Annotated in this window: 18 protein-coding genes and 2 pseudogenes; 8 read left to right on the top strand and 12 right to left on the bottom strand. The window is 58.6% G+C overall.

The genetic code is table 11. The features are described 5' to 3' along the window. The first annotated feature begins 40 nt into the window (after positions 1 to 40). The 4 genes from EE949_RS21690 (at position 41) to EE949_RS21675 (ending at position 3,479) form a co-directional block, all read left to right on the top strand. Positions 41 to 1,087 (top strand): LacI family DNA-binding transcriptional regulator, encoded by a 1,047-nt coding sequence (locus tag EE949_RS21690; protein WP_122666186.1) that lies wholly within the window; start codon positions 41 to 43, stop codon positions 1,085 to 1,087. Positions 1,088 to 1,408: 321 nt separating this feature from the next. After that, a complete protein-coding gene (locus EE949_RS21685; RefSeq protein ID WP_122666185.1) occupies positions 1,409 to 2,227 on the top strand; it encodes an energy transducer TonB in 819 nt (272 codons plus the stop codon). 123 nt (positions 2,228 to 2,350) lie between these two features. Further along, positions 2,351 to 3,076, top strand: coding sequence for a MotA/TolQ/ExbB proton channel family protein (locus EE949_RS21680; RefSeq protein ID WP_122666184.1), 726 nt, complete (start codon positions 2,351 to 2,353; stop codon positions 3,074 to 3,076). Position 3,077: 1 nt separating this feature from the next. Continuing rightward, on the top strand, positions 3,078 to 3,479 hold the full coding sequence (locus tag EE949_RS21675) for an ExbD/TolR family protein (protein ID WP_122666183.1): 402 nt from the start codon (positions 3,078 to 3,080) through the stop codon (positions 3,477 to 3,479). Positions 3,480 to 3,967: 488 nt separating this feature from the next. Here EE949_RS21675 and EE949_RS21670 read toward each other — a convergent pair whose 3' ends face one another. From EE949_RS21670 to EE949_RS21660, 3 genes are read right to left on the bottom strand one after another with little or no spacing between them, the layout of a single operon-like run. Then, positions 3,968 to 5,377, bottom strand: coding sequence for an efflux transporter outer membrane subunit (locus tag EE949_RS21670; protein ID WP_122666182.1), 1,410 nt, complete (start codon positions 5,375 to 5,377; stop codon positions 3,968 to 3,970). Between the two features lies 1 nt (position 5,378). Next, on the bottom strand, positions 5,379 to 6,410 hold the full coding sequence (locus EE949_RS21665) for an HlyD family secretion protein (RefSeq protein WP_122666181.1): 1,032 nt from the start codon (positions 6,408 to 6,410) through the stop codon (positions 5,379 to 5,381). Next, positions 6,407 to 7,936: an MFS transporter gene (locus tag EE949_RS21660; RefSeq protein WP_122666180.1), complete on the bottom strand. Its 1,530-nt coding sequence runs from the start codon at positions 7,934 to 7,936 to the stop codon at positions 6,407 to 6,409. The genes EE949_RS21665 and EE949_RS21660 overlap by 4 nt, the downstream gene beginning before the upstream one ends. 86 nt (positions 7,937 to 8,022) lie before the next feature. On the opposite strand from EE949_RS21660, the gene EE949_RS21655 reads away from it, so the two are divergent. Then, complete coding sequence (locus EE949_RS21655; protein ID WP_122666179.1) at positions 8,023 to 8,778, top strand: IclR family transcriptional regulator; 756 nt, start codon at positions 8,023 to 8,025, stop codon at positions 8,776 to 8,778. Between the two features lie 115 nt (positions 8,779 to 8,893). On the opposite strand, the gene EE949_RS21650 is transcribed toward EE949_RS21655, so the two are convergent. Next, positions 8,894 to 9,931, bottom strand: a complete 1,038-nt coding sequence (locus EE949_RS21650; RefSeq protein WP_122666178.1) for an ABC transporter substrate-binding protein — start codon at positions 9,929 to 9,931, stop codon at positions 8,894 to 8,896. A gap of 253 nt (positions 9,932 to 10,184) precedes the next feature. Between EE949_RS21650 and EE949_RS21645 the strand changes: the two genes are divergently transcribed. After that, positions 10,185 to 11,345 carry a DUF1624 domain-containing protein gene (locus tag EE949_RS21645; RefSeq protein WP_122666177.1) on the top strand — a complete coding sequence of 387 codons (1,161 nt, stop codon included), beginning with the start codon at positions 10,185 to 10,187 and terminating at the stop codon, positions 11,343 to 11,345. A 176-nt stretch (positions 11,346 to 11,521) separates the two neighbouring features. On the opposite strand, the gene EE949_RS21640 is transcribed toward EE949_RS21645, so the two are convergent. The 4 genes and pseudogenes from EE949_RS21640 to EE949_RS30325 all read right to left on the bottom strand — a co-directional run. After that, positions 11,522 to 12,250 carry a DUF4198 domain-containing protein gene (locus tag EE949_RS21640; protein ID WP_122666176.1) on the bottom strand — a complete coding sequence of 243 codons (729 nt, stop codon included), beginning with the start codon at positions 12,248 to 12,250 and terminating at the stop codon, positions 11,522 to 11,524. A 16-nt stretch (positions 12,251 to 12,266) separates the two neighbouring features. Next, entirely contained in the window at positions 12,267 to 14,381 is a 2,115-nt protein-coding gene (locus tag EE949_RS21635) for a TonB-dependent siderophore receptor (RefSeq protein WP_122666175.1), read from the bottom strand. 130 nt (positions 14,382 to 14,511) lie between these two features. Next, positions 14,512 to 15,111: pseudogene (locus EE949_RS30330) on the bottom strand (methyl-accepting chemotaxis protein); the annotation flags it as partial. Between the two features lie 258 nt (positions 15,112 to 15,369). After that, a pseudogene (locus tag EE949_RS30325) lies at positions 15,370 to 16,302 on the bottom strand (cache domain-containing protein); the annotation flags it as partial. A gap of 469 nt (positions 16,303 to 16,771) precedes the next feature. Between EE949_RS30325 and EE949_RS21625 the strand changes: the two are divergent. Then, positions 16,772 to 17,281, top strand: coding sequence for a ferritin-like domain-containing protein (locus tag EE949_RS21625; RefSeq protein WP_122666173.1), 510 nt, complete (start codon positions 16,772 to 16,774; stop codon positions 17,279 to 17,281). Between the two features lie 164 nt (positions 17,282 to 17,445). On the opposite strand, the gene EE949_RS21620 is transcribed toward EE949_RS21625, so the two are convergent. Then, complete coding sequence (locus EE949_RS21620; RefSeq protein ID WP_122666172.1) at positions 17,446 to 18,138, bottom strand: hypothetical protein; 693 nt, start codon at positions 18,136 to 18,138, stop codon at positions 17,446 to 17,448. A gap of 222 nt (positions 18,139 to 18,360) precedes the next feature. Between EE949_RS21620 and EE949_RS21615 the strand changes: the two genes are divergently transcribed. Then, entirely contained in the window at positions 18,361 to 18,714 is a 354-nt protein-coding gene (locus tag EE949_RS21615; protein WP_122666171.1) for a hypothetical protein, read from the top strand. 181 nt (positions 18,715 to 18,895) lie between these two features. On the opposite strand, the gene rutF is transcribed toward EE949_RS21615, so the two are convergent. The 3 genes from rutF to rutC all read right to left on the bottom strand — a co-directional run bounded on the left by rutF (position 18,896) and on the right by rutC (position 20,817). Next, a complete protein-coding gene (gene rutF, locus EE949_RS21610; RefSeq protein WP_122666170.1) occupies positions 18,896 to 19,429 on the bottom strand; it encodes an NADH-dependent FMN reductase RutF in 534 nt (177 codons plus the stop codon). 13 nt (positions 19,430 to 19,442) lie between these two features. Continuing rightward, positions 19,443 to 20,222 carry a pyrimidine utilization protein D gene (gene rutD, locus EE949_RS21605; protein ID WP_122666169.1) on the bottom strand — a complete coding sequence of 260 codons (780 nt, stop codon included), beginning with the start codon at positions 20,220 to 20,222 and terminating at the stop codon, positions 19,443 to 19,445. Between the two features lie 211 nt (positions 20,223 to 20,433). Further along, positions 20,434 to 20,817: a pyrimidine utilization protein C gene (gene rutC / locus EE949_RS21600; RefSeq protein WP_027898842.1), complete on the bottom strand. Its 384-nt coding sequence runs from the start codon at positions 20,815 to 20,817 to the stop codon at positions 20,434 to 20,436. Positions 20,818 to 20,819 lie beyond the last annotated feature (2 nt).

Below are 20,819 nucleotides of genomic sequence, written 5' to 3'. Positions count from 1 at the left end.
AATTACTTTTATATTCTTTTTTGTTAGAAGGGCATCAGCCTTGAGCGATCAGAAAAGTCCGCCCCGCAAACGCCGTGGGGCAGGGCGCATCACCCTGGATGCGGTGGCTAAACACGTCGGTGTTTCGACGATGACGGTCTCGCGCTATTTCAATCAGCCGGATCAGGTCTCGGATGAGCACCGCGAGCGTATTGCGGCCGCAGTGGCCGAACTGGGATATGTCCCCAATCTGGTGGCGGGTGGTCTGGCATCGGCGCGGGGAAGGATCGTCGGCATGGTGGTGCCCAACATCTCCGGGCCGATCTTTGCCAATACCATTCAGGGCTTCAGTGACACGCTCACGCGGCACGGACATCAGTTGCTGCTGGCGTCGAGTTACTTCTCGGTCGAGCAGGAGGAAAACGCCGTTCGCGCCTTTCTCGGCTGGTCACCTGCAGCGTTGGTAGTGACCAGCCATTTTCACAGCGCTGGCACGGAGAAAATGCTGGCTGACACGGATATTCCACTGGTGGAAACCTGGGATTACCAGCCGGATCGTGCGCCGATCCAGATTGGTTTTTCCCACTACGAAGTGGGTGTCACGGCAGCGCGTTACCTGCACGGCAAGGGCTACCGACGGATTGCTTTTGTGCAGAACAGCGCACCGGGCGACTTCAGTGCTATCGAGCGTCGTGACGGCTGCGCGGCGGCGCTGATCGAGCTGGGGCTGACGCCGATCCTGTTTGCGCCGGATCCGGATCGAGCGCCGTTCGAAGCGGGGAAACAGGCCATGCAGGCACTGATGAGCGCGGCTGAAAAGCCCGATGCGATTGTGTTCGCCAACGACAACCTTGCGGCGGGTGGACTGCTGGCGGGGCAGCGCGCCGGGCTGCGTATCCCGCAGGATTGTGCGGTGCTGGGGTTTGGTGATTACGCCTTTGCCGAGATGCTGCTGCCCAGTTTGAGCACCATCAAACCACCCGCGCTGGAAATCGGCGTGCTGGCCGCTACGCGGTTGTTGCAGAGCCTTGGTGTGGTTGAGCTGGAAGGCGAGTTGCAGCGCTTGAATCTGCTCAAGTGTGAAGTGATCGAGCGGGAGAGTACGTGATTAAGGTCTGGCTCGGTCTTTTTGTGGAAACGCATATCACCTGTGGGAGCGGTGCTTGCCCGCGATAAGGCAGGACGCGGTTCACTTTAGATCGCATCAAGCCTTATCGCGGGCAAGCACCGCTCCCACAAGAGACCGCGCCAGCCAGTGGAACCTGTATTCAATTTCTGAGAATTGCTGTTATGCAATTAACGAATAACCCTCTGAGAAAATATTCTTTTAAGAAATATATCCTCTCGTGGATTATTTAAGCCAGGCGTCGTCGCAGAGCTAGCCGCTCTGCCTCGGGCTTTTCATTTGTAGGTTTTGCAGGAGCACACAATGGGCAATGTCCAAAGCGCCAGCGCACTTGATGTGCTGTGGCGTCCGGCACCGAGCGGCGAGTTGCTTGATCTGGGGCGTATCTATCGCGGTCCCTTGGCGCTGTCGCGTCTGCACAGCACGCCGAAACGGATTTTGAGCCGTCGTGAGGCCGTATTGCTGGGCGTATTCGCCTTGGTGTTGCACGGTGCGGTCATTTACTGGGTCAACCAGAACCCGCCTGCGCCGCTGCCGGTAGCACCACCCGAAGTCCCACCGATGACCATCGAGTTTTCTCAACCTGCGCCGCCCGTTGTCGAGGCTCCGCCACCGCCGCCTGAGCCAGTCGTGCAGCCTGTGATCGAGGAACCACCACCGCCCGTGGAAGATGAACTCGCGGTCAAGCCACCACCGCCCAAGCCGGTTCCGAAGCCTAAGCCGGTGGTAAAACCTGTGCCCAAGCCGGTCGCCAAACCCGTTGAGCAACCGCCAGCACCATCGGCACCGCCGCAACCGGTTGCAGCACCTGCGCCGCCAGCACCACCGGCACCGAAACCAGTAACGCCTGCATCTGCCAACGCCGGATACCTGAAAAACCCGGCCCCGGAATATCCGGCTTTGGCCATGCGTCGCGGCTGGGAAGGGACGGTGTTGCTGCGCGTGCATGTATTGGCCAGCGGCAAACCGGGTGAGATTCAACTGCAGAAAAGCAGCGGACGCGATCAACTCGACGACGCGGCCCTGGCAGCGGTTAAACGCTGGAGCTTCGTACCGGCCAAGCAGGGCGATGTCGCCCAGGACGGTTGGGTCAGCGTGCCCATCGATTTCAAGATTCGCTAATTATTCCAGTCAGGATTCGGTCACTACCCGACCAGAGTCCAGACATTAGATTGACCTCGCGAGCTACCTGAACAAAAGGCGCATCGCTACACCACACATGCCTTGTTCAGAGAGAGCCGTGCCATGAACCTACTTGCTTCCCCTTTCGAATCCGTCGAGCACGCCGTCATTTGGCTGCTGGTCCTGTTTTCCGTTGCGACCTGGGGCCTGGCCCTGCTCAAGGGCGTTCAGTTCACCCGCCTGAAGAATCAGGATCGCAAATTCCACAAGCAATTCTGGGCCGCGTCGAGCCTTGATTCCGCAGCACAACTGGCTCAGGAACAACCGGGCGCAGCAGCCCGTGTGGCGTTGGCCGGTTATGCCGCCATTCAGGTGCCGGATGGCGCGCAAGCCACTGATCTGAGTCAGGCGATCAATCATCAGGACCGCCTGGAGCGTGCCCTGCGTCAGCAAATCGTGCGTGAGCGCCGTTCGCTGGAAACCGGTCTTGCGGTAGTTGCCAGTATCGGCAGCACCTCGCCGTTTATCGGTCTGTTCGGTACGGTCTGGGGCATCATGTCCGCCTTGAAAGGCATCAGCGCTGCGGGTTCGGCGAGCCTGGAAACGGTTGCAGGTCCGATCGGTGCAGCACTGGTTGCCACCGGTGTGGGTATCGCGGTCGCGGTGCCTGCGGTGCTGGTTTACAACTACTTCCTGCGCCGCCTGAAGCTGACGGCTGCGGATCTGGACGACTTCGCTCACGACTTCTACAGCCTGGCGCAGAAGAACTCGTTCCGCGTCCTGCTGCACCCCGTATTGAACAAGCACGCTGCACCGGCAACTGGTCAGAAAGTGCAGGAGGCGTCCTGAGATGGCTTTCTCCACCCAAGACAGTGACGAAGTGCTGAGCGAGATCAACGTTACGCCGCTGGTAGACGTGATGCTGGTGCTGCTGGTGGTCTTCATCGTGACCGCGCCACTGCTGACCAACTCGATCCCGATCAACTTGCCGAAGACCGAGTCCGTCGCGCCAGTGGAGCAAAAAGATCCGCTGGTGGTGAGCATTGACGGGCAGGGCAAGTTGTTCATCAACAAGGATGAAATCCAGCCGGACCTGCTGGAAACCAGCCTCAAGGCCGCCAAGGAAAAGGCCCCGGACGTACGCGTGCAACTGCAGGCCGACGACGGGGTGAACTACGGGGAAGTGGCGCGCGCCATGGCGTCCATCGAACGGGCAGGGATTACCAAATTGTCGGTGATCACTGCCAAGTGACTGGCTGAAACTATTCAAAAAACTTCGTTGTTTTTACAGGCTGTTCCTTTGGCATGAGGGCAGCCTGTTTTTTTATGCATTTTCTGGATGGTGCCTATCCCTTTGGGAAACTCTATGTTGGCCTGCAGACTCAATTCCTTGTGCAGACTGTGTGAAAACTACTGCAGGCTGGGCACCTTCGGTGCTACGCGCACAATACTGCGTTAAAAACAGGCGAAAAATGCTCATTTAGAACACTAGAGTCGGACGCGACCCCGGCCGTTTTTCGGCTGTTTTGATTCGCTTTGCTCACCCTCCGGGCCAGCCTGCGGCTGTTACTCGCTCCGCTCGTTGCGCTTGTCTTGCCGTCGCTCGCTACGTTTTCACACAGTCTGTGTGGGAGCGAATTTATTCGCGAAGGGGCCAGTACATCCGCAGCCTTTGTATTGATTGAAATACCGCCTTCCCGAATGAATTCGGTCCCACAGGGACAGCAGGGCTGCCGCATTTCACCCCTTTGGCCAACCACCGCCCAGTGCGCGGTACAGCCTGATCCGGTCAATGGCGGCGGCCGTCGAGCTATCCACCAGCGCACTTTGGGTATCCAGCAACGCCCGCTGCACATTCAGCACGTTGATGAAGTCCGCCGCGCCTTGGGTGTAGCGATCGCGGGCGGTGCTCAGCGCGATGTTGTTCTGGCTGACGGCTTCCTGCAGGGCAGTGTGCTTCTGCTTCTCTGCGGCATAGTCGGTCATGGCGTTATCGACTTCATGCCAGGCGCTGAGCACCACTTGCTGATAATTCAGCGCCGCCTCCTGCTCCTGACGCTTGCGCAATTCCAGGGTGCCGGTCAGGCGTCCGCCCTGGAAAATCGGCAGGTACAGGCTCGGTCCGTAGGTCCATTGGCGAGAACTCCACGCACCGACATCCGAGCCGTCCAGCGCTTGTGTGCCGAAACTGGCGCCAAGGCTGATGCGTGGATAGAAATCCGCTTGCGCAATGCCAATTGCCGCCGTGGCCCGGTGCAGCGCAGCTTCGCTTTGTTGAATGTCCGGGCGCCGCCAAGCCAGTTCCGAGGGCAGGCCCAGCGGTACGTCAGGTGCCGGATGAGGAATGCTTTTCGGTTCGAGCAGTTCAGCGCTCAATGCACGAGGCGGTTCGGCGAGCAGATAACTCAGGGCGTTGATCAGGCGATCCTGCTCGGCACCCAGCGTCGGGATGACAGCCTCGATGGTCGCCACCTGTGCAGCCGCGTTGGAGGTATCAAGATTGGTGGTCACGCCATTGTCGAAGCGTGCCTGAGTCAGCTGTCGACTTTGTTTGGCGATCTCCAGGTTCTGCCGCGCGACACCGAGTTTGGCCTGTACACCGCGCAGGCGAATGTAGTCGGTGGCGGTTTCGGCAGCGATGCTCAACAGCACGCCGTCACGTTGAGCCTGGGTCAGCTCGATCTGCGCATCGGCGGCTTCGACGTTGCGCCGCACATGGCCCCAGAGGTCAAGTTCCCAACTGGCATCCAGCGTGCTGCTCCACAATTCAAACGGCGCCTGACCCTGTTCGCCTGAGGGATCATTAAGGCCTTCGGCGCTGTTGCGCGCACGGCGATAGCTGCCATTGGCGGCTACGCCGGGCAGTTGCTGGCTGCCGGTGACCTGACGCATCACCCGGCTTTGCTCAAGCCGATTGCTCGCGGCGCGCACGTCGAGATTGGCCTTGGCGGCGCGCTCCACCAGTGCAGTCAGTTGCGGGTCGCCCAATTGCTGCCACCATTGGCTGTCAGCCGGGCTGCCGGGAGCAGTGCCGGGATGCAAGGTGTTTTGCCAGGTCTCTGGCAGTGGCGCTTGTGGGCGCTGAAAGTCCGGGCCGACCGAGCAGGCACCCAGGCTGAGCATGGCGGCAAACAGCAGGCAGCGCTTCATATCAATGCTCCTGCGCGGTGTCGATACGCGCCACGACCGACATGCCGATACGCAGCTTCTGCAGGTCGGGTTGGTCGGCGTCGAATCTGATTTTGACCGGCAGCCGCTGAGTGACTTTGGTGAAGTTCCCCGTCGCGTTGTCCGGCGCAATGGGCGAGAACGAGACGCCGGTCGCCGGGGCTATGCTGTCGATGTAGCCACTGAACGTGTGGTCAGGAAAGCTATCCACCGTCAGTTCGACTTTCTGCTGCGGCTGCATGTGAGCGAGCTGGGTTTCGCGAAAGTTGGCCACCACGAAGGCGTCCTGCAATGGCACCACCGCCATTAGCGCCTGGCCTTGCGAAACATAGGCGCCGACTCGGACTGAGCGCTGGCCAATCATGCCGTCTTGCGGTGCTGTGATCCGCGTGTAGGACAGGTTCAGGTCAGCCTGTTGCAACGCCGCCTGATCTTTGGCCAGCGCTGCCCGGGCGACTTCCAGTTGCGCTTTGAGCACATCCAGACTTTTCGACGCTGCAACTCGCGAGGCTTCATCGCGATCACGCGCGGCCTGCCAGCCGAGCAACTCTGCATCTGCTTTCTGTCGTTCCTGCTGAGTACCGGCTCCGGCGTTGGAGAGGTTCAGGTAGCGCTTGGCGTTTTCCTGGGCGAACTTGAGTGATGCAGCGGTGGCGCGGGTGGTCGCAGCGGTTTGATCAATGACCGCCTTTTGCCGTTCGATGCTGGCCTGCAGGTTCTGGATCTGCGCGGACGCCGCCTCGACGTTGGCTTTGGCCGACAGTTGTGCGACCCGGTAATCAGCGTTGTCTATCTCAGCCAGCAAGTCACCGGCCTTGACCCGCTGGTTGTCTTCCACGGCAATCCTGATGATCTGCCCGGAAAGACGTGGCGCAACCAGCACCGAGTCGGCGCGGATGTAAGCGTCGTCGGTGTGTTGCACGGTCCCGCCGCTGATCAGGCGATAGCTGATGTAGACCACGCAAACAATGACGGCGACGCAGGCCAGGGAGAGGGCGGTTCTGTGCTGTTTCATGACGGTACCGGAGGTTGCGGTGGATAGGCGCGCTTGGGCAGGGTCAGCAGAATGACCAGCAAAACGCCGATGACGGCCAGCAATGCGAGAAAGGCATCACTGAAACTCAAAACGTAGGCTTGTTCCTTGACCTGACGGGCCAGCGCAGCGGTGCTTTGCATGCTGTGCAAGGGCTCCAGGCCTTGCAGCCTGGAGCCCACGCCGTCCAGCAGGACGTTGGAATGGAAGTGCTCACGATGGGTGACAAAGTTTTCCAGCGCGGCCCCGGCAATCACTGAAAACAGCCCGCGCAGCGTATTGACCATGGATGATGCAAACGGCCCTTCAAGGGGTTGAATCACGCCGGTTGCATTCATCAGCAGCGGCACCACGACCATGGGTTGGCCAAAGGTGTGGAGCAATTGCAGCAGGTAGAAGTCATCGCGAATCCATTCACTGGTGATCTGCGAGCCGCCCAGGCAGGCGAGGGTCAGCAAGCCGAGGCCGAAGGCAATCACATAGCGTGAGTCGACCCAGTTGCGGTTGATTGCCAGCGCCACCAGCGGTGCAATCAGCAGTTGCGGCAGGGCGATGATCAACGCCGTAGGCATTGTTTGCAGCGGGCGATAGCCTTGAATCTGAGTCAGGTAAGACGCCGGGATTGCACTGCCCGCCAGGCCGATGAACAGAAACAGGCACAACGTGATCAGGCCATAGCTGAAGTTTCGACGCTTGAGCAATTGCAGCTTGAACAGCGGCAATGGGTGGAACCATTCGTTGATCAGAAACGCGGGCAGACACACGGCAGCACCCAGCAACAGGAAGCTGATCAGCGGCGAATTGAGCCAGTCCAGACGTTCGCCTTGCGTGAGGGCGATGACCAGCATCGAGATACCGCTCACCCCTAACAGCGCCCCACGCCAGTCGGCTTGCCTGAAACGCTCAAGACGCAACGGGTCTTGAGGCAGTCCATACGCGATGAGCGCCGCGCCGATCAGCCCGGAAGGGATGATCTGCCAGAACACCATTCGCCAGTCGACGCCTTCGGTCCAGAGTGCAGCCAGTGGCATGGCCAGATTGGGGCCGAAAGTCGCCGTCAGCGCATAGGCAGACAAACCGTACAGCTTGATATGCCATGGGAGAAATCGCAGTGCTGCAGTCATCAGCAACGGTGGTAAAGCACCGCCCGCAATGCCCTGCAAAAGACGCAGAGTCACTAGACTTTCCAGATTGGGCGCAAAGGGGATGATTGCGCCGAAAAAGGTGAAAGCGAACGTCGCGACTATGGCAAAGCGGCGCAGGGAAAAGGTCACTGCAAACCAGGGGGCGAGCATCATTGCCGACACTTCGGCAGCGGCGTAGACCGAGCTGATCCACGTGCCGTCATCGTGTCCCAGCCCATACACACCTAGAATGTCGGCCAGCGTGATATCTGTGACGCGGTCATTGATCCCCGAGGTCAGCGCAGCAATCAGGACGCCGATCAGACCCAGTGCCAGACGAAGTGTAAAGGGAGTAGGAGAGGGGGGTGGTGAAGGCGCTGACACGTAAAAATCCTGCTGAGGGTGTTTCAGCTATTAACTGCAAGGCGGTACACTGTATCAATCAGTGGTACTTATGACAAGGTGTGTCCATGACAACGACGGATTCAGATCGCGGTGGCGTGCAGGTTATTTCCCGGGCAGCAGCTATCTTGCGCAGCCTTGAGGGAGAGCCCGCTGGCTTGAGCCTTGGGGAAATCGCCAAACGTTGCGAATTGCCCCGCTCGACAGTGCAGCGGTTGGTCGACGCTTTGGCGTTGGAAGGGCTGTTGGAAGTTCACGGGCGAGGCGGAATCTGTCTGGGGCCAGCGTTGATGCGCCTCGCTTCTCACAGCCATGTGGACATCGTGCAGAAGGCGCGGCCTTACCTTGAAAGGCTGGGGGTGGAAACCGGCGAAACCATTGTGCTGGCCAGTGCTGCGGGGGCCGAGCTATTGATTTTGCACACCGTGGTGTCGAGTCATTCCTTGAGGGTTTCTTCCGGTCCCGGGGGCATTCTGAACATCTATGGCATTGGCGGTGGTAAAGCCTTGTTGGCCAGGATGGACAACGAGTCAGTGATCAAATTGATCGGCCGCAAAATCAAGCAACTGACGGCCAATACCCTGACCTTGCCGCTGCTGCTGGAGCAACTGGATGACATCCGGCAAACCGGAATCGCGTTTGGCAATGAAGAACACACCCAGGGCGTTGCATCGGTGGCCGTGAGTATGCAGACCCCGCAGGGCTTCTACTCGATTGACGTCGCGGGCCCGGCCTGGCGAATTGCCCAGGCCAGGGAAAGCATCGAGAAAGCGCTGCTCAAGTGCCGGGATGAGTTGATGAGTGGGTTGCGGGGGGTCGAATAAGAGCGTCTGCCAAAGACTTGAGCTGGACCCTGTAGGAGCTGCCGAAGGTTACGAAAGCGATCATCCTGAAACACCGCCATCGCAGCCTTCGGCAGCTCCTACCGGTATTTTAATCTCAGCTACCCTGCAACGGCTTCGCATCCTGGAAGAAGTAGTCCTTCCACGACGCAGGCTTGTTCTTGATCGCGCCGACGCGGTGCAGGAATTCGGCCAGTGGGTAAGTGTTCTTCGGCGTGATGGTGAATTCGAAGTCCTTGTTGTCGATGATTTTCAGCAGCGCATCCCGATCAATCTTGGCTTTGGTGACGCGGATGTAAGTGTCTGCCGCAGCGCCTTTGTCTTTACGAATGAAGTCTTCAGCTTCGCTCAGCGCCTCAATGAACGCCTTGTAGGTCTTCGGGTTCTCGTTGCGGAATTTCTCGGTGGCGAACAGCAGTGTTGGCGAGTTCGGGCCGAGCAGGTCGTAGGTGTTGAGCACCACATGCACGCCTTTGGCGGCTACTTCCTGCTCCTGGAAGGGCGGGTTGGAGAAGTGCCCGGTCAGTTCGGTGCCGCCTGCAATAATGCTTGCGGCCGCATCAGGGTGCGGCAGGCTGACGGTGTATTTGTCCAGACGGGCATATTCCGCATCGCCCCAGAGCTTGGCAGACGCATATTGCAGATAACGCGACTGAACCGAAACGCTCACCGCAGGCACTGCGATGCGATCTTTCTCGGTGAAGTCGGCAATGGTTTTCACGTTGGGATTGTTGCTGACCAGGTAGTAGGGGAAGTTACCCAGCGAAGCCACGGCCTTGACGTTCTGCTTGCCGTGGGTTCGGTCCCAGATGGTCAGCAATGGCCCGACACCCGCACCGGCAATATCCACAGCACCGGTCAGCAGTGCGTCATTGACCGCCGCGCCGCCCGACAATTGTGTCCAGTCGACCTTGATGTCCACGCCATCCGCTTTGCCGTGTTTCTCAATCAGGTTCTGATCGCGCACCACATTGAGCAACAGATAAACGATGCCGAACTGCTCGGCGATGCGCAGTTGGCCTTCGGCCTGAGCAGCGGTCGGCATGGCAAGGCTGCCGGTCAGCAGCGTGGCGGCCAGGCCCAGTGAAGTGGCCAGCCGGGAAAGTCGAGGGCGACGCGTCGAGGTGTTGGTCATGCCGTGCTCCAGCGTTTAGCAGAAAAAGGGTAAGCGATGGGCAGACGATATAGGTATAAGAATAATTATTTAAATAACATTAGTGAATAACGTTAGGCCGACATTCCTCCATAGCCCGGGGCAAACGTGCGGAATAATTGTCTTAAATTTTGATATAACATAACATCTATGACCGTTTTCAAGGCCTGCAGCATGCAGACAATTGCAGTTTTCTGATCCGTTTTGGCACCAATCCCTCACCATGAGCTTTTCAATGACCACCCATCCTTTGAAGCCGTTGGCTTCCACTCGATTGCAATCGATCGACGCGTTGCGCGGCCTGATCATTCTGTTCATGTTGCTCGACCACGTTCGGGAAACCTTCCTTCTGCATCTGCAGGTTTCAGACCCGATGGACGTGACCACCACGCCGCCCGAATTGTTTTTCAGCCGCACGCTGGCGCATCTGTGCGCGCCGCTGTTCATCTTCCTGACCGGGCTGTCGGCTTACCTCTATGGCGAACGCCACGGGGCGAGCGAGGTGTCGGGCTTTCTGTTCAAGCGCGGGCTGTTCCTGATTGCGCTGGAAGTCACGCTGGTCAACTTTGCCTGGACCTTCCAGTTCCCGCCGACTACGGTTTACCTGCAGGTGATCTGGGCCATTGGCTTGAGCATGGTGGCGTTGGCAATCCTGGTGCGGCTGCCGAGACCCGCGTTGGTGGTGATTGGCGTGGTGATCATTGCCGGGCATAACTTGCTGGATGCTTTGCACTTCACCCAGGAATCGGCGATGTATGTGCCATGGGCGATCCTGCATGATCGCGGTTGGTTGGTGCCTTGGGATGGCCTGCGTCTGCGCACCTCATATCCGCTGTTGCCGTGGATTGGTGTGATCGCACTGGGTTACGCGGCGGGCCCGTGGTTCGCCTCCAAGGCAGATTCACTCAAGCGTCAAAACAGGCTGGTGTTGTCCGGCCTGGGTCTGCTGGTGCTGTTCTTCCTGTTGCGTCTGGTTAATGGTTACGGCGAGAAGCCTTGGTCAATCGGTGAGACCGGCGTGCAGACGTTGATGAGCTTTTTCAACATCACCAAGTACCCGCCGTCACTGCTGTTCCTCAGCCTGACGCTGGGCATCGGTATGTTGTTGCTGGTCTGGTTCGAAAAGGCGGCGGGGCGGGCGTGGTTCAAGCCGCTGTTGGTGTTCGGTGCTGCGCCGATGTTCCTCTACCTGCTGCACCTGTATGTGCTGAAGATTCTGTACCTGATCGCCGTGGCGATATGGGGCACGAACAAAGGTAATTATTTTGGCTTCGATTCGGTGGGCGCGGTGTGGCTCTGCTCGGTGTTGCTGGCGGTGGGATTGTTCCCTGCTGTGAAGGCGTTCGCCAGCTTCAAGGCACGGCGTAAGGACATTGCCTGGTTGAAGTATTTCTGAGTATTGGGTCCACCGGTCGGCAATCCCGGTGGGACAGGGGAATGCATTCTCCTTGTGGGAGCGGTGCTTGCCCGCGATAAGACTGGATACGGTTCACTTTAAATCGCGTCCAGCCTTATCGCGGGCAAGCCCGGCTCCCACAGGTAGATTGCATTTCAACTCAAGTGGTCATGCAGTTACTCGTGATGCGCTTCACCGACAAACGTCAGCGACGTGAACAGCCCTTGCTCATCGATGTCCGGATTACCGCTGACTTTGACCACGGTTTCGGCGGCGATGATGTTCAGGCCCTCGTTGCGCACCACAACACTGGCCCGGCCCTGGGCGTCAGTGGTTGCGCTGACTTCATCCGGCTGGCTGCGGTAGTCGCCGAACAACTTGATCCCGGCCAATGGCTTGCCATCCAGTAGCACTTGCACCGGCAGCGCTTTGCCCGGGCCGACGCTCAGCGGGTCGGCCAGCGGCATGATGACCAGTTTCAAGCCTTTGAGCGTCGGCAGTTTCACGCCCGGTTCGTAGATCGCCAGACTGTACTTGAAGGTCTGCAGTGCCGTTACGGCACCGGGGACTTTCGTGCGGCCTTCATTGGTCCACTTCTTGTCGGCTGTCTGCGACCACATGCCATTGTTCAGCGCCACGGACATCACCGCGGGCCTGCTCAAGGGTTGTAGGCGTGCATGGTCGGCAAGGCGTTCGACGGTCACCGGGATCATCTTGCCGTTCATGTCGTAGGCCCAGGCGCCGCTGACTTTTTCGGCCTTGAACTTGCTGTCCTCGGCGCCATGGCCGTAAACCACTTCGATGTTGCCGCGACGTTCTTCAGTCCACAGGCCATGGGCGCTGGCCTGTTGAATGGAGAGGGCGCCGAGCAGGCTCAGGGCCAGAATTGTTTTTGTAACGTGCATGGTAAGTCCTTGTTGATCAGAGGCTAAGGGTCAGGCTGACGGTGAAATTGCGGGGTTCGCCGGGGGCGACCCAGTAGTTGCTGTAGGAACGCTCGTAGTATTTCTCGTCGAACAGGTTGTTCAGGTTCAGGCCGACGGTGACGTTCTCATTGGCCTTGTAATGCGCCAGCAGGTCGACGGTGTGATAAGCGGGCAGTTCGAAGCTTGTGCCTGCCTCGCCGGATCGATCACCGACATACGTGAACGCTGCGCCTACATCCGAGCCTTTCAACAGTCCATTCTGGAATTCGTAGACGCCCAGCAGGCTGCCGCTGCGTTTGGCCACGCCAAGGATGCGGCTGCCTGTCGGGATCGTTGTATCGCCTTGGGTGACTTCGGCATCGATGTAGGCAAACGCGCCAATGACCCTTACCGCGTCGGTGACTTGGCCGGTGAACTGCAGGTCGACACCTTGGCTGCGGGCCTTGCCCATGGCGCGGTTCGAGTCAGTACCCGGGTCAAGCGCCAATACGTTTTCCTTTTCGATATGGAAGGCGGCGACGGTGGCGCTCAGTCGGTCGTCAAACAGTTCGGTCTTGATCCCTGCCTCGTAGCCAACGCCTTCTTCGGGCTTGAAGCTCTTGCCTGCGGCGTCTATTCCGTTATTGGGCTTGAACGAGGTTGAGGCGTTGGCGAACAGGCCGATTTGCGGCGTGAGTTGATAGAGCAGGCCGGTGCGATAGGTCAGTTCGTCATGGCGCTGCTTATTGGTGACGTCGCGGGTGTAGTCATCCGTGCTTTGCTCAATGTGTTCGAAGCGCGCACCGATCATCCCGCGCAGTTTGTCGGTGAAGACGATCTGGTCTTGCAGATTCAGCGCCTGGCTTTCCACGTGCTCAAAGAAATCCGTGCCGGAGCGTACGCCATTGGGTTTGGCCTGACCGTAGACCGGCTGGTAGATATCAATGGCATACGGGCTGCCTGCGGTAGTGGTCACGCGCTCGTTCTTGCGGTAGTTCTCGTACTCGGTGCCGATCAACAGCTGGTGTTCCCAACTGCCAATGTCCACCAGCCCGCGCAGTTCAAGCTGGGTAATGCTGTCGTGCCAATTCATGTCCCGCTCGCGATAGCGGCGGTTGACTGTGCGGCCATCGGCATTCAGTGCGCGGCTCTCCGAGGCGTAACCGGACAGCTCGCCCTCCTTGTAGTGGCTTGCCAGACGCAACGACCAGAAGTCGTTCAGGTGATGCTCCAGCGCCGCCTGAATCATGTTGTTGTCGTTATCGATGTCGCCGTCATTGGGCTCGCCGAGAAACGTTCGTCGCGACATGCCGCTCCACTTGTTGTTGGGCGCAACAATGCCGCGATCGAAGGTCGAGCTGTGGCGGACGAACTCGGTTTCCACCGACAGGTGCGTGTCAGGACTCAACTGCCAACTGAGTGTCGGTGCGACGAAGACCCGCTTGCTTTCGACGTGATCGCGAAAGCTGTTGTTGTCTTCCACGGCCAGATTCACTCGGGAGAGCACGGTCTTGTCGTCATTGAGCGGGGCGTTGACGTCCAGTGCGCCGCGGTAGCGGTCCCAACTACCGGCGCTGGTCTGCAGGGTGGTGAAGGCGTCTGCCTGCGGCTTTTTAGTGACGATGTTTACTGTGCCGCCCGGATCGCCACGGCCATACAGGCTGGCGGCGGGGCCTTTGAGCACTTCGATGCGCTCGACATTGGCGGCATCCGGCGTGCTCGGGTAGCCACGGTTGGCGCTGAAACCATCCTTGTAAAACTCGGACGTGGTGAAGCCGCGAATGCTGTATTCGTAGAGGGTCAGGCCGCCGAAGTTATTCTGTTTCGATACGCCACCGGCATAGTCCAGCGCGCGCTCCACGTTGTTACTGCCCAGATCCTTGAGCACGCTGGCGGGGATGACGCTGATGGATTGTGGAATATCTTTGATCGCGGTATCGGTTTTCGTCGCAGTGGCGGAGCGGGTGGCCCGGTAGCCGCTGACCGGACCTGTTGCCGTTTCATAGTTTGAATCGGCATTGACGGTGACGGCGTCGAGTTCATAGGTGTTCGGTGTTTGTTCTGCGTAGCTGGCGTCGGCCAAAAGACCAAAAGCGAGGCCTGCGAACGAGGCCATTTTGCGAGGGGGCATTTCTGACATTCCTTATAGATTAGTTATAGTATAACGTCTCTATCGGGAATTATTTCTATTTGTGTTAATGCTTGGATGTTTCTGAATGTTGCGGCGGGTCGAAGTGCTCATCTCGACCCGCCGCTACCCATCAAGTCCGGAAACGCTTGACCAGACTGTCCAGTTCGCTGGACAGGGCGGCCAGACTGCGGGAGTCGGCACGGGCTGACTCTGCAAGCTCGGCCACCAACTGCGCGTCGCCATGAATCTGGCTGATGTGTCGGTTGATGTCTTCCGCCACGTGGTGCTGCTCTTCAGCAGCGGTCGCGATCTGGGTGTTCATGTCGCGGATCACATCCACCGATTCTCGGATCTGCCCGAAGCTGCTGCGTGCCTGGCCGATTTTCTCGACCGATTGCTGCGACACGGCAAGGCTGGCATTCATCTGTTGCGTGACCGATGAAGTGCGGCGGGCGAGGGTGCCCAGCAGGTTGTCGATCTCGGCGGTGGAGTCGGCAGTTCGTTTGGCCAGTGCGCGGACTTCGTCGGCAACTACCGCAAAACCACGACCTTGCTCACCGGCACGGGCCGCTTCGATTGCTGCGTTGAGGGCCAGCAGGTTGGTCTGTTCGGCGATAGAGCGAATGGTGTCCAGAATCGACTGGATCGCGTTGCTGTCTTTTTCCAGCTGCACCATCGCAGTGGCAGATTGGGACAGCTCGCTGCTGAGCTGATCGACGCTGGTCACCGCATCGTCGATCTGGCGCTGACCTTCACGGGCCTGACGCTGGCCGTTGTCTGCCGAGTCCGCGGCCTGGCTGCAGGAGCGGGCGACTTCGTTGGCAGTGGCGACCATTTCGTGGAATGCAGTAGACACCATGTCCACCGCCTCACGCTGACGTCCGGCTGCGTCGGCCATGTTGTTCGACACCTGAGTCGAGCTGGTGGACGTATCAAGAATCTTGTTCGCGGCCAAGCCGATATGCTGGATCAGGTTGCGTATCGCGGCCAGGAATTTGTTGAACCAGTTGGCGAGCTGCGCGGTTTCATCGTTGCCACGCACATCGAGGTTGTGGGTCAGGTCGCCTTCACCCTGAGCAATGCCTTCCAGACCGCTGGCTACGCTACGGATTGGACGCACGATGAGCGAAGCAAAGCTGGCCCCGAGAATAGCGAAAATCACTGCCAGAACGGCTGCAATCACAGCGATCAACCAGGTCAGGCGCGTGGCCGAGCCCATGACTTCGTCCTGCTTGATCAGGCCGATGAAGTTCCAGCCCAACTGCTCGGAAGGGTAAACGTTGGCCATGTAACGTTGGCCATCGAGTTCGACTTCGACCAAGCCCTCAGTGGTTTTCGCCAGTTCGGCGTAACCATTACCCAGGTCGGAGATTTTCTTGAAGTTATGCTCGGGTTTGCGCGGGTCGACCAGAATATTGCCGCTTTTTTCCAGCAGCATCAGGTAACCGCTTTCGCCTAATTTGATCTGCTTGACGATGCTCGTCAGCTGCTTGAGCGTTACATCGATGCCGACCACGCCGCCGGGGTTGCCCAGTGCGTTGGTGATGGTCCGACCGGTGTTGACCATGACCGCGTCGTCAGCCGCCCAGTAATAGGCATCGCTGCGCACGACCTTGCCCGGGTTGGCCAAGGCCGCCTTGTACCACGGGCGGACGCGTGGATCGTAGTCGCCGAATTTCTGTCCTTCAGGCCATGGCACATAACTGCCGTTGGCCAGCCCGTAGGAAATATAGGAGTACGCGGGATGGCTTACGCCCAGGCGGTTGAACAGGGCAATGATGCTTTTGTCCGTCTCGGACTCCGGAGCACTTTGCTGCTCGGCTGTCATGTAGCTCTTGAGACCCGTGCCTGCGCCGGTCAGCAATGGGTTGGCGGCGAGGTATTCAACGTTCTGGCTGATACCGTCGAAAAACAGCTGCATCGCATTGGCGACCTGGCGTATTTCGCGACCGCTGCTGTCGGAGAAGCCATCAGTGGCATCGCTGCGCAGGTTGATGATGACGATGCTGGCGACGACGATGATCGGCAAGGACGCGATCACCGCGAACGCCCACGTCAGTTTCTGTTTGATGTTCATCCAAGCTCCGATTGCAGTTCTGGCTCACGCCCCGAGTGAAACCCCGGGTTAGTTTTGGCAGGCACGCAGTAGTGTTGCGAATTTATTGTTGTGGTAACCCGGCTATCGGCTAGTTGCAGGGGTTCTTGAAGGTCTTGAGACGATATATCGGCAACGGGATGGCGCAGTTCGTCGGCATTGATTCGCAATGCTCTGAACGTCTCACATACGGATTACTCCACCTAACTGACGGTTGCGTCATTCAGGTGTTTTCGCAGCGGTTTACGTCTCAGCAATCCCAAGACGATCCATAACCGATTGACGAGGTGCCGACATGGCCAAGACAAACACCAGAACGACCGTTGCCGACTTGTTCATTCATGAGCTGTCCGACGTTTACAGTGCCGAGAAGCAGATCACCAAAGCCTTGCCGCGGCTGGCGCGGGCTTCAACCAATCCGCTGCTCAAGGAAGCCTTTGAATCGCACCTGGAGGAAACCTACGGGCAGATCGAACGTATCGATCAGTTGGTGGAGCAGGGCGAGCTCAAGCTTAAACGCATGAAGTGCGCAGCGATGGAAGGGCTGGTCGAGGAAAGCAAGGAACTGCTTGAGGAGATCGAGAAAGGCGAGGTGCTGGATGCAGCGTTGATTGGTGCCTGCCAGAAGGTCGAGCACTACGAAATCGCTGCCTACGGCACGCTCATCGCCATGGCTAAACAGCTGGGCATGAAAGATGCCGCCAAGCTGTTGGGCGAAACACTGACAGAGGAGAAGTCGGCGGATGAAAAATTGTCGGCCATTGCCGAGCAGGGCGGGAATCAAGCGGCGACGATAGCGTCGTAGAGCGCATCGTCTCGCAGGAAGCGAGCATCTGTAGGAGTGAGCTTGCTCGTGATAGCAATTGATCAGTCAAAAGAATCTCGCCTGATTAATCGCTATCGCGAGCAAGCTCACTCCTACAGGGCGGGGGGTGTTTCAAGTCAACGTTTGATGAGATACATCCTCAATCAAGCGATGCTGTAACCCTCAAACGCCTTGCCTTGCTGCAGCGCAGTCACGACATTCTTGCGGTTGACCGGCAATTCGTTGCCTTCGTTATCGGTGAATGTCTCGCCTTGCAACTCGGCATCGTCGCCTTCACCGACAAAGGTGAAACCAAGGAACTCAAAGGCTTTGCGATCAACATTGAGGTTCGAGCGCGGGGTCCGCAAAGGCAGACTGACGCTCTGGCCGTCCTTGCTGATGGTGTAGACCTCGGCTTCTTTCTTGGCGCGGGCGGCTTTGCTTTTGCCGGTGCTCGGGTTGCTGATTGCCTGGTGAGTCTGGTTCAGCACCTTGAGGGCCAGGCTGTAAACCAGCTCCTGAAAGGCTGGATCATCTTTATAGCTGGACAGGATCCGGCTGATCGGGAACTGCGTGCTCAGATCGGCCAATGCCGCACTGTCGGCTGCCTCGGCGTCCTTGAGACGTTTCAGTTCGCCCATCAATTCGTAGGCCTTGTCGTCGTCGAAATCGTCCTGGGCCTGGCGGATCGCGGCCCGCAGCTGACGGATTTCGTCGCTTTCCTTGGCGGTCTGGAATGCATCGAGCACCATCTCGCTGATGGTCTTGGCCTGAGGCACATGCTGTGAAAGACCGATGGCGCTTTCGTACTCCAGCTTGGAGGAGGTCACGGATTCAGTTGTCTGGGAATCAAGCATTGAATTTCACTATTTCAGGTTTGAGGCGCGAAAAGTCACTGGCCTTTCGGGGCGCTTAATCTAGTGGACGCAAGCCCGGTTGTCACGGACCAATGCCCGAGTGGTCTATTTCGCGCGTTTTAGACAAGCATTAGCAAAACCGTACAATGCCGTACTTGTGTTTTGCCCTGCGCCTGTTGATCATCGCGCCCTTGAATCACTGACCAACAGAGAAAGCTGCACATGAGCACAGGGTTGACTGAAGACGATATGCGCAGAGCGCTGGGGCTGGATGTCCCTTCACCGGCAACACCGGCACCTGTGGAACCCGAGGTCAAACCCGAACCGGTTCCGACGCCAGTGCCTGCGCCTGTTGTCAAAGCGCCGTCCCCGGCACCGCGGCCGAAAACCAAGCGCTTGTCCCCGGCGTTGCTGGTGACCTTGCGGGTGACCAAAGAGTTTGAGGGCGACGAGACGCTGTTCGTCCACGAAGCCAAAACCCTCAGCACCTTCGACGCCGAGCAAGAGGCGCGCAAAGCGGCTGCCAAAGAAAAGTACAAGTACTTTGAAGTGGTGTCGATCAAGCGCGTCGAGTGACAAACGCCCTGACACCGCGTTGCCGATTTGCAAGCGTTGACCCTGTGGGAGCGAATTCATTCGCGAAGAGGCCGGTACATCCGACACCTGTCTGTCGGTCGACCTGACGCCTTCGCGGATAAATTCGCTCCCACGGTCAATTGGTTTCAGTTCGATATGTTAGGCAAAAGCGGCTCGGCTGCTACAGCACACCCACTGCATTCAACCCGTGATATCCCCGATCAAAGTAGACCAGCGCCGCCGCATCCTGCTGTCGACTCAGCGCTACAACCTCGCAGAAAAGAATGTCATGAGTACCGACGCTGACGGTCTGGCGGATCCTGCAATCAAAGGAGGCGGCAGCTCCTTCCAGTACCGGTGAGCCGGTGACCCAGGACTCCCATTGCGCGGCAGCAAAACGTTCCGCCATTGGCGTTTTGCCGCCAAACAGATTGGACAGGTCTCGCTGTTCACAGGTCAGGGTGTTAACGCACAGCGTGGCGTTAGCCGTCAGCGCCGCGTGGACCGACGCCGAGCGGTTCAGGCAGACCAGCAGCGTCGGCGGGGTATCGGTGACGCTGCACACTGCGGTAGCGGTAAACCCGAAGCGGCCGTGCGGGCCGTCAGTGGTGATCACATTGACGGCTGCGGCCAGTCCGGCCATCGCATTGCGGTAATCCTGTTGAGGGATTGGCAGCAACGTCTGGGCGACCGCGAGAAGTTCGGATGCTTGCATGGGATATCTCCGCTCAGGCCTGTCTGGCCAGATAGTCGAGAAGAACACGATTGAATGGCTCGACGTCGCTGACACTGGACGCATGGCCGCCATATTCAAGTAACGCCAACTGCCCGGCGGGCAGCGTATCGGCGAGGTGTTGCGAGCGCTGCCAGGGCACCAGCATGTCGTCGCGGTTGGCGATCAGTAGCGTGGGCGTGTTGATGTTCGCCAATTGACCTTCGACATCAAAGGCCTGAAGCGCGGCAATTCGGCGCAGCAGGTTATCGGTCTCGGGGAAGTGCGCGAGTGCGTGAGCTTCATCTTCGGCCAGTTGTGCGCCGTGCTCGGCGATCCAGTCGGCCGGATACAGAAACAGCGCCTGTGCCTGAACGTAAGCCGCCGGGCCGCTATCGCGTAATAAATTCTTGCGCACCGCGAAGCAGCGCTCGCTGTGCGGGTTTGGACTGCTCCAGGCGTTGATCAGCACCATGCTTTGCAACGCTGCCGGCCGTTGCAGGGCCAATTCCAGACCCACCAGGCCACCGAGCGCATGGCCGATGAAATGACAGTGCTGCACGTCAATACGGTCGAGCAGTGTGAGCAATTCGGTGGCCATAGTCGCAATCGAATAATCCTCGGCAAGTGTCGCCGGGCTACGGCCAGTACCGGCCTGATCGTAAACCACCACCCGATAGTCTTCTGTGAGGACCGGCAGTTGCGGTGCCCAGAATCGGGCCGAACCACCCAGCCCCGAACTCATTACCAGTGTCGGCGCGTCAGTTGCCTGATTGCCGAGGATTTCGTAATGCATGCAAGGCTCCAATACAGACGCTCATGTGCCTGTTTGTTATGGGGAGGGGGATCATCAATGTTGAGCCTCGATTTCGCGGTAAACGTCGGACCTGCAGGAGCTGCCGACGGCTGCGAAGCATTCATAGAGGCATATCGCGATCGCAGCCTTCGGCAGCTCTTACAGGTCCAATGTTCGCCATACGACACGGCCTGCTTTACACCCGGTGAGATCAGCCGATGTGCGCGATGCTGGCAATCTCGATCAGCGCTTCGGGTTTCACCAGGCCGCACTGGATGCAATAGCGCGCAGGCTTTTCCCCCGCGAAGTATTCGGCGTAGACCTCGTTGACCTTCGCGTAGTCGGCCCAGTCCTTGATCATGATCATGTTGAACGTAACGTCGTCCATGGTGCCGCCTGCGGTTTCAATCACGCTCTTGATGGTCTCCAGAACATGGCGCGTCTGCGCGGTCGCATCGCCGACGTGCACCACATTGTTGTCCTTGTCGAAGGGCAGGGTGCCGGATACATACAGCACGCCGTCAGCCATGGAGCCTGGAACGAACGGGGCGATTGGCTTGGTGGTGCCAGCAGGAATGATCGCTTTCTTGGTCATGG

Source organism: Pseudomonas viridiflava (genome assembly GCF_900602065.1).
Classification (GTDB): Bacteria; Pseudomonadota; Gammaproteobacteria; order Pseudomonadales; family Pseudomonadaceae; genus Aquipseudomonas.
This window is presented reverse-complemented; position numbering and strand designations above follow the sequence as displayed.

Coding starts and splice junctions, on each gene's coding strand:
- EE949_RS21655 (WP_122666179.1), top strand. CDS start 8,023: ATGACAACGACGGATTCAGATCGCGGTGGCGTGCAGGTTATTTCCCGG.
- EE949_RS21685 (WP_122666185.1), top strand. CDS start 1,409: ATGGGCAATGTCCAAAGCGCCAGCGCACTTGATGTGCTGTGGCGTCCG.
- EE949_RS21645 (WP_122666177.1), top strand. CDS start 10,185: ATGACCACCCATCCTTTGAAGCCGTTGGCTTCCACTCGATTGCAATCG.
- rutF (WP_122666170.1), bottom strand. CDS start 19,429: ATGCAAGCATCCGAACTTCTCGCGGTCGCCCAGACGTTGCTGCCAATC.
- EE949_RS21665 (WP_122666181.1), bottom strand. CDS start 6,410: ATGAAACAGCACAGAACCGCCCTCTCCCTGGCCTGCGTCGCCGTCATT.
- rutD (WP_122666169.1), bottom strand. CDS start 20,222: ATGCATTACGAAATCCTCGGCAATCAGGCAACTGACGCGCCGACACTG.
- rutC (WP_027898842.1), bottom strand. CDS start 20,817: ATGACCAAGAAAGCGATCATTCCTGCTGGCACCACCAAGCCAATCGCC.
- EE949_RS21650 (WP_122666178.1), bottom strand. CDS start 9,931: ATGACCAACACCTCGACGCGTCGCCCTCGACTTTCCCGGCTGGCCACT.
- EE949_RS21675 (WP_122666183.1), top strand. CDS start 3,078: ATGGCTTTCTCCACCCAAGACAGTGACGAAGTGCTGAGCGAGATCAAC.
- EE949_RS21625 (WP_122666173.1), top strand. CDS start 16,772: ATGGCCAAGACAAACACCAGAACGACCGTTGCCGACTTGTTCATTCAT.
- EE949_RS21670 (WP_122666182.1), bottom strand. CDS start 5,377: ATGAAGCGCTGCCTGCTGTTTGCCGCCATGCTCAGCCTGGGTGCCTGC.
- EE949_RS21680 (WP_122666184.1), top strand. CDS start 2,351: ATGAACCTACTTGCTTCCCCTTTCGAATCCGTCGAGCACGCCGTCATT.
- EE949_RS21615 (WP_122666171.1), top strand. CDS start 18,361: ATGAGCACAGGGTTGACTGAAGACGATATGCGCAGAGCGCTGGGGCTG.
- EE949_RS21635 (WP_122666175.1), bottom strand. CDS start 14,381: ATGCCCCCTCGCAAAATGGCCTCGTTCGCAGGCCTCGCTTTTGGTCTT.
- EE949_RS21640 (WP_122666176.1), bottom strand. CDS start 12,250: ATGCACGTTACAAAAACAATTCTGGCCCTGAGCCTGCTCGGCGCCCTC.
- EE949_RS21620 (WP_122666172.1), bottom strand. CDS start 18,138: ATGCTTGATTCCCAGACAACTGAATCCGTGACCTCCTCCAAGCTGGAG.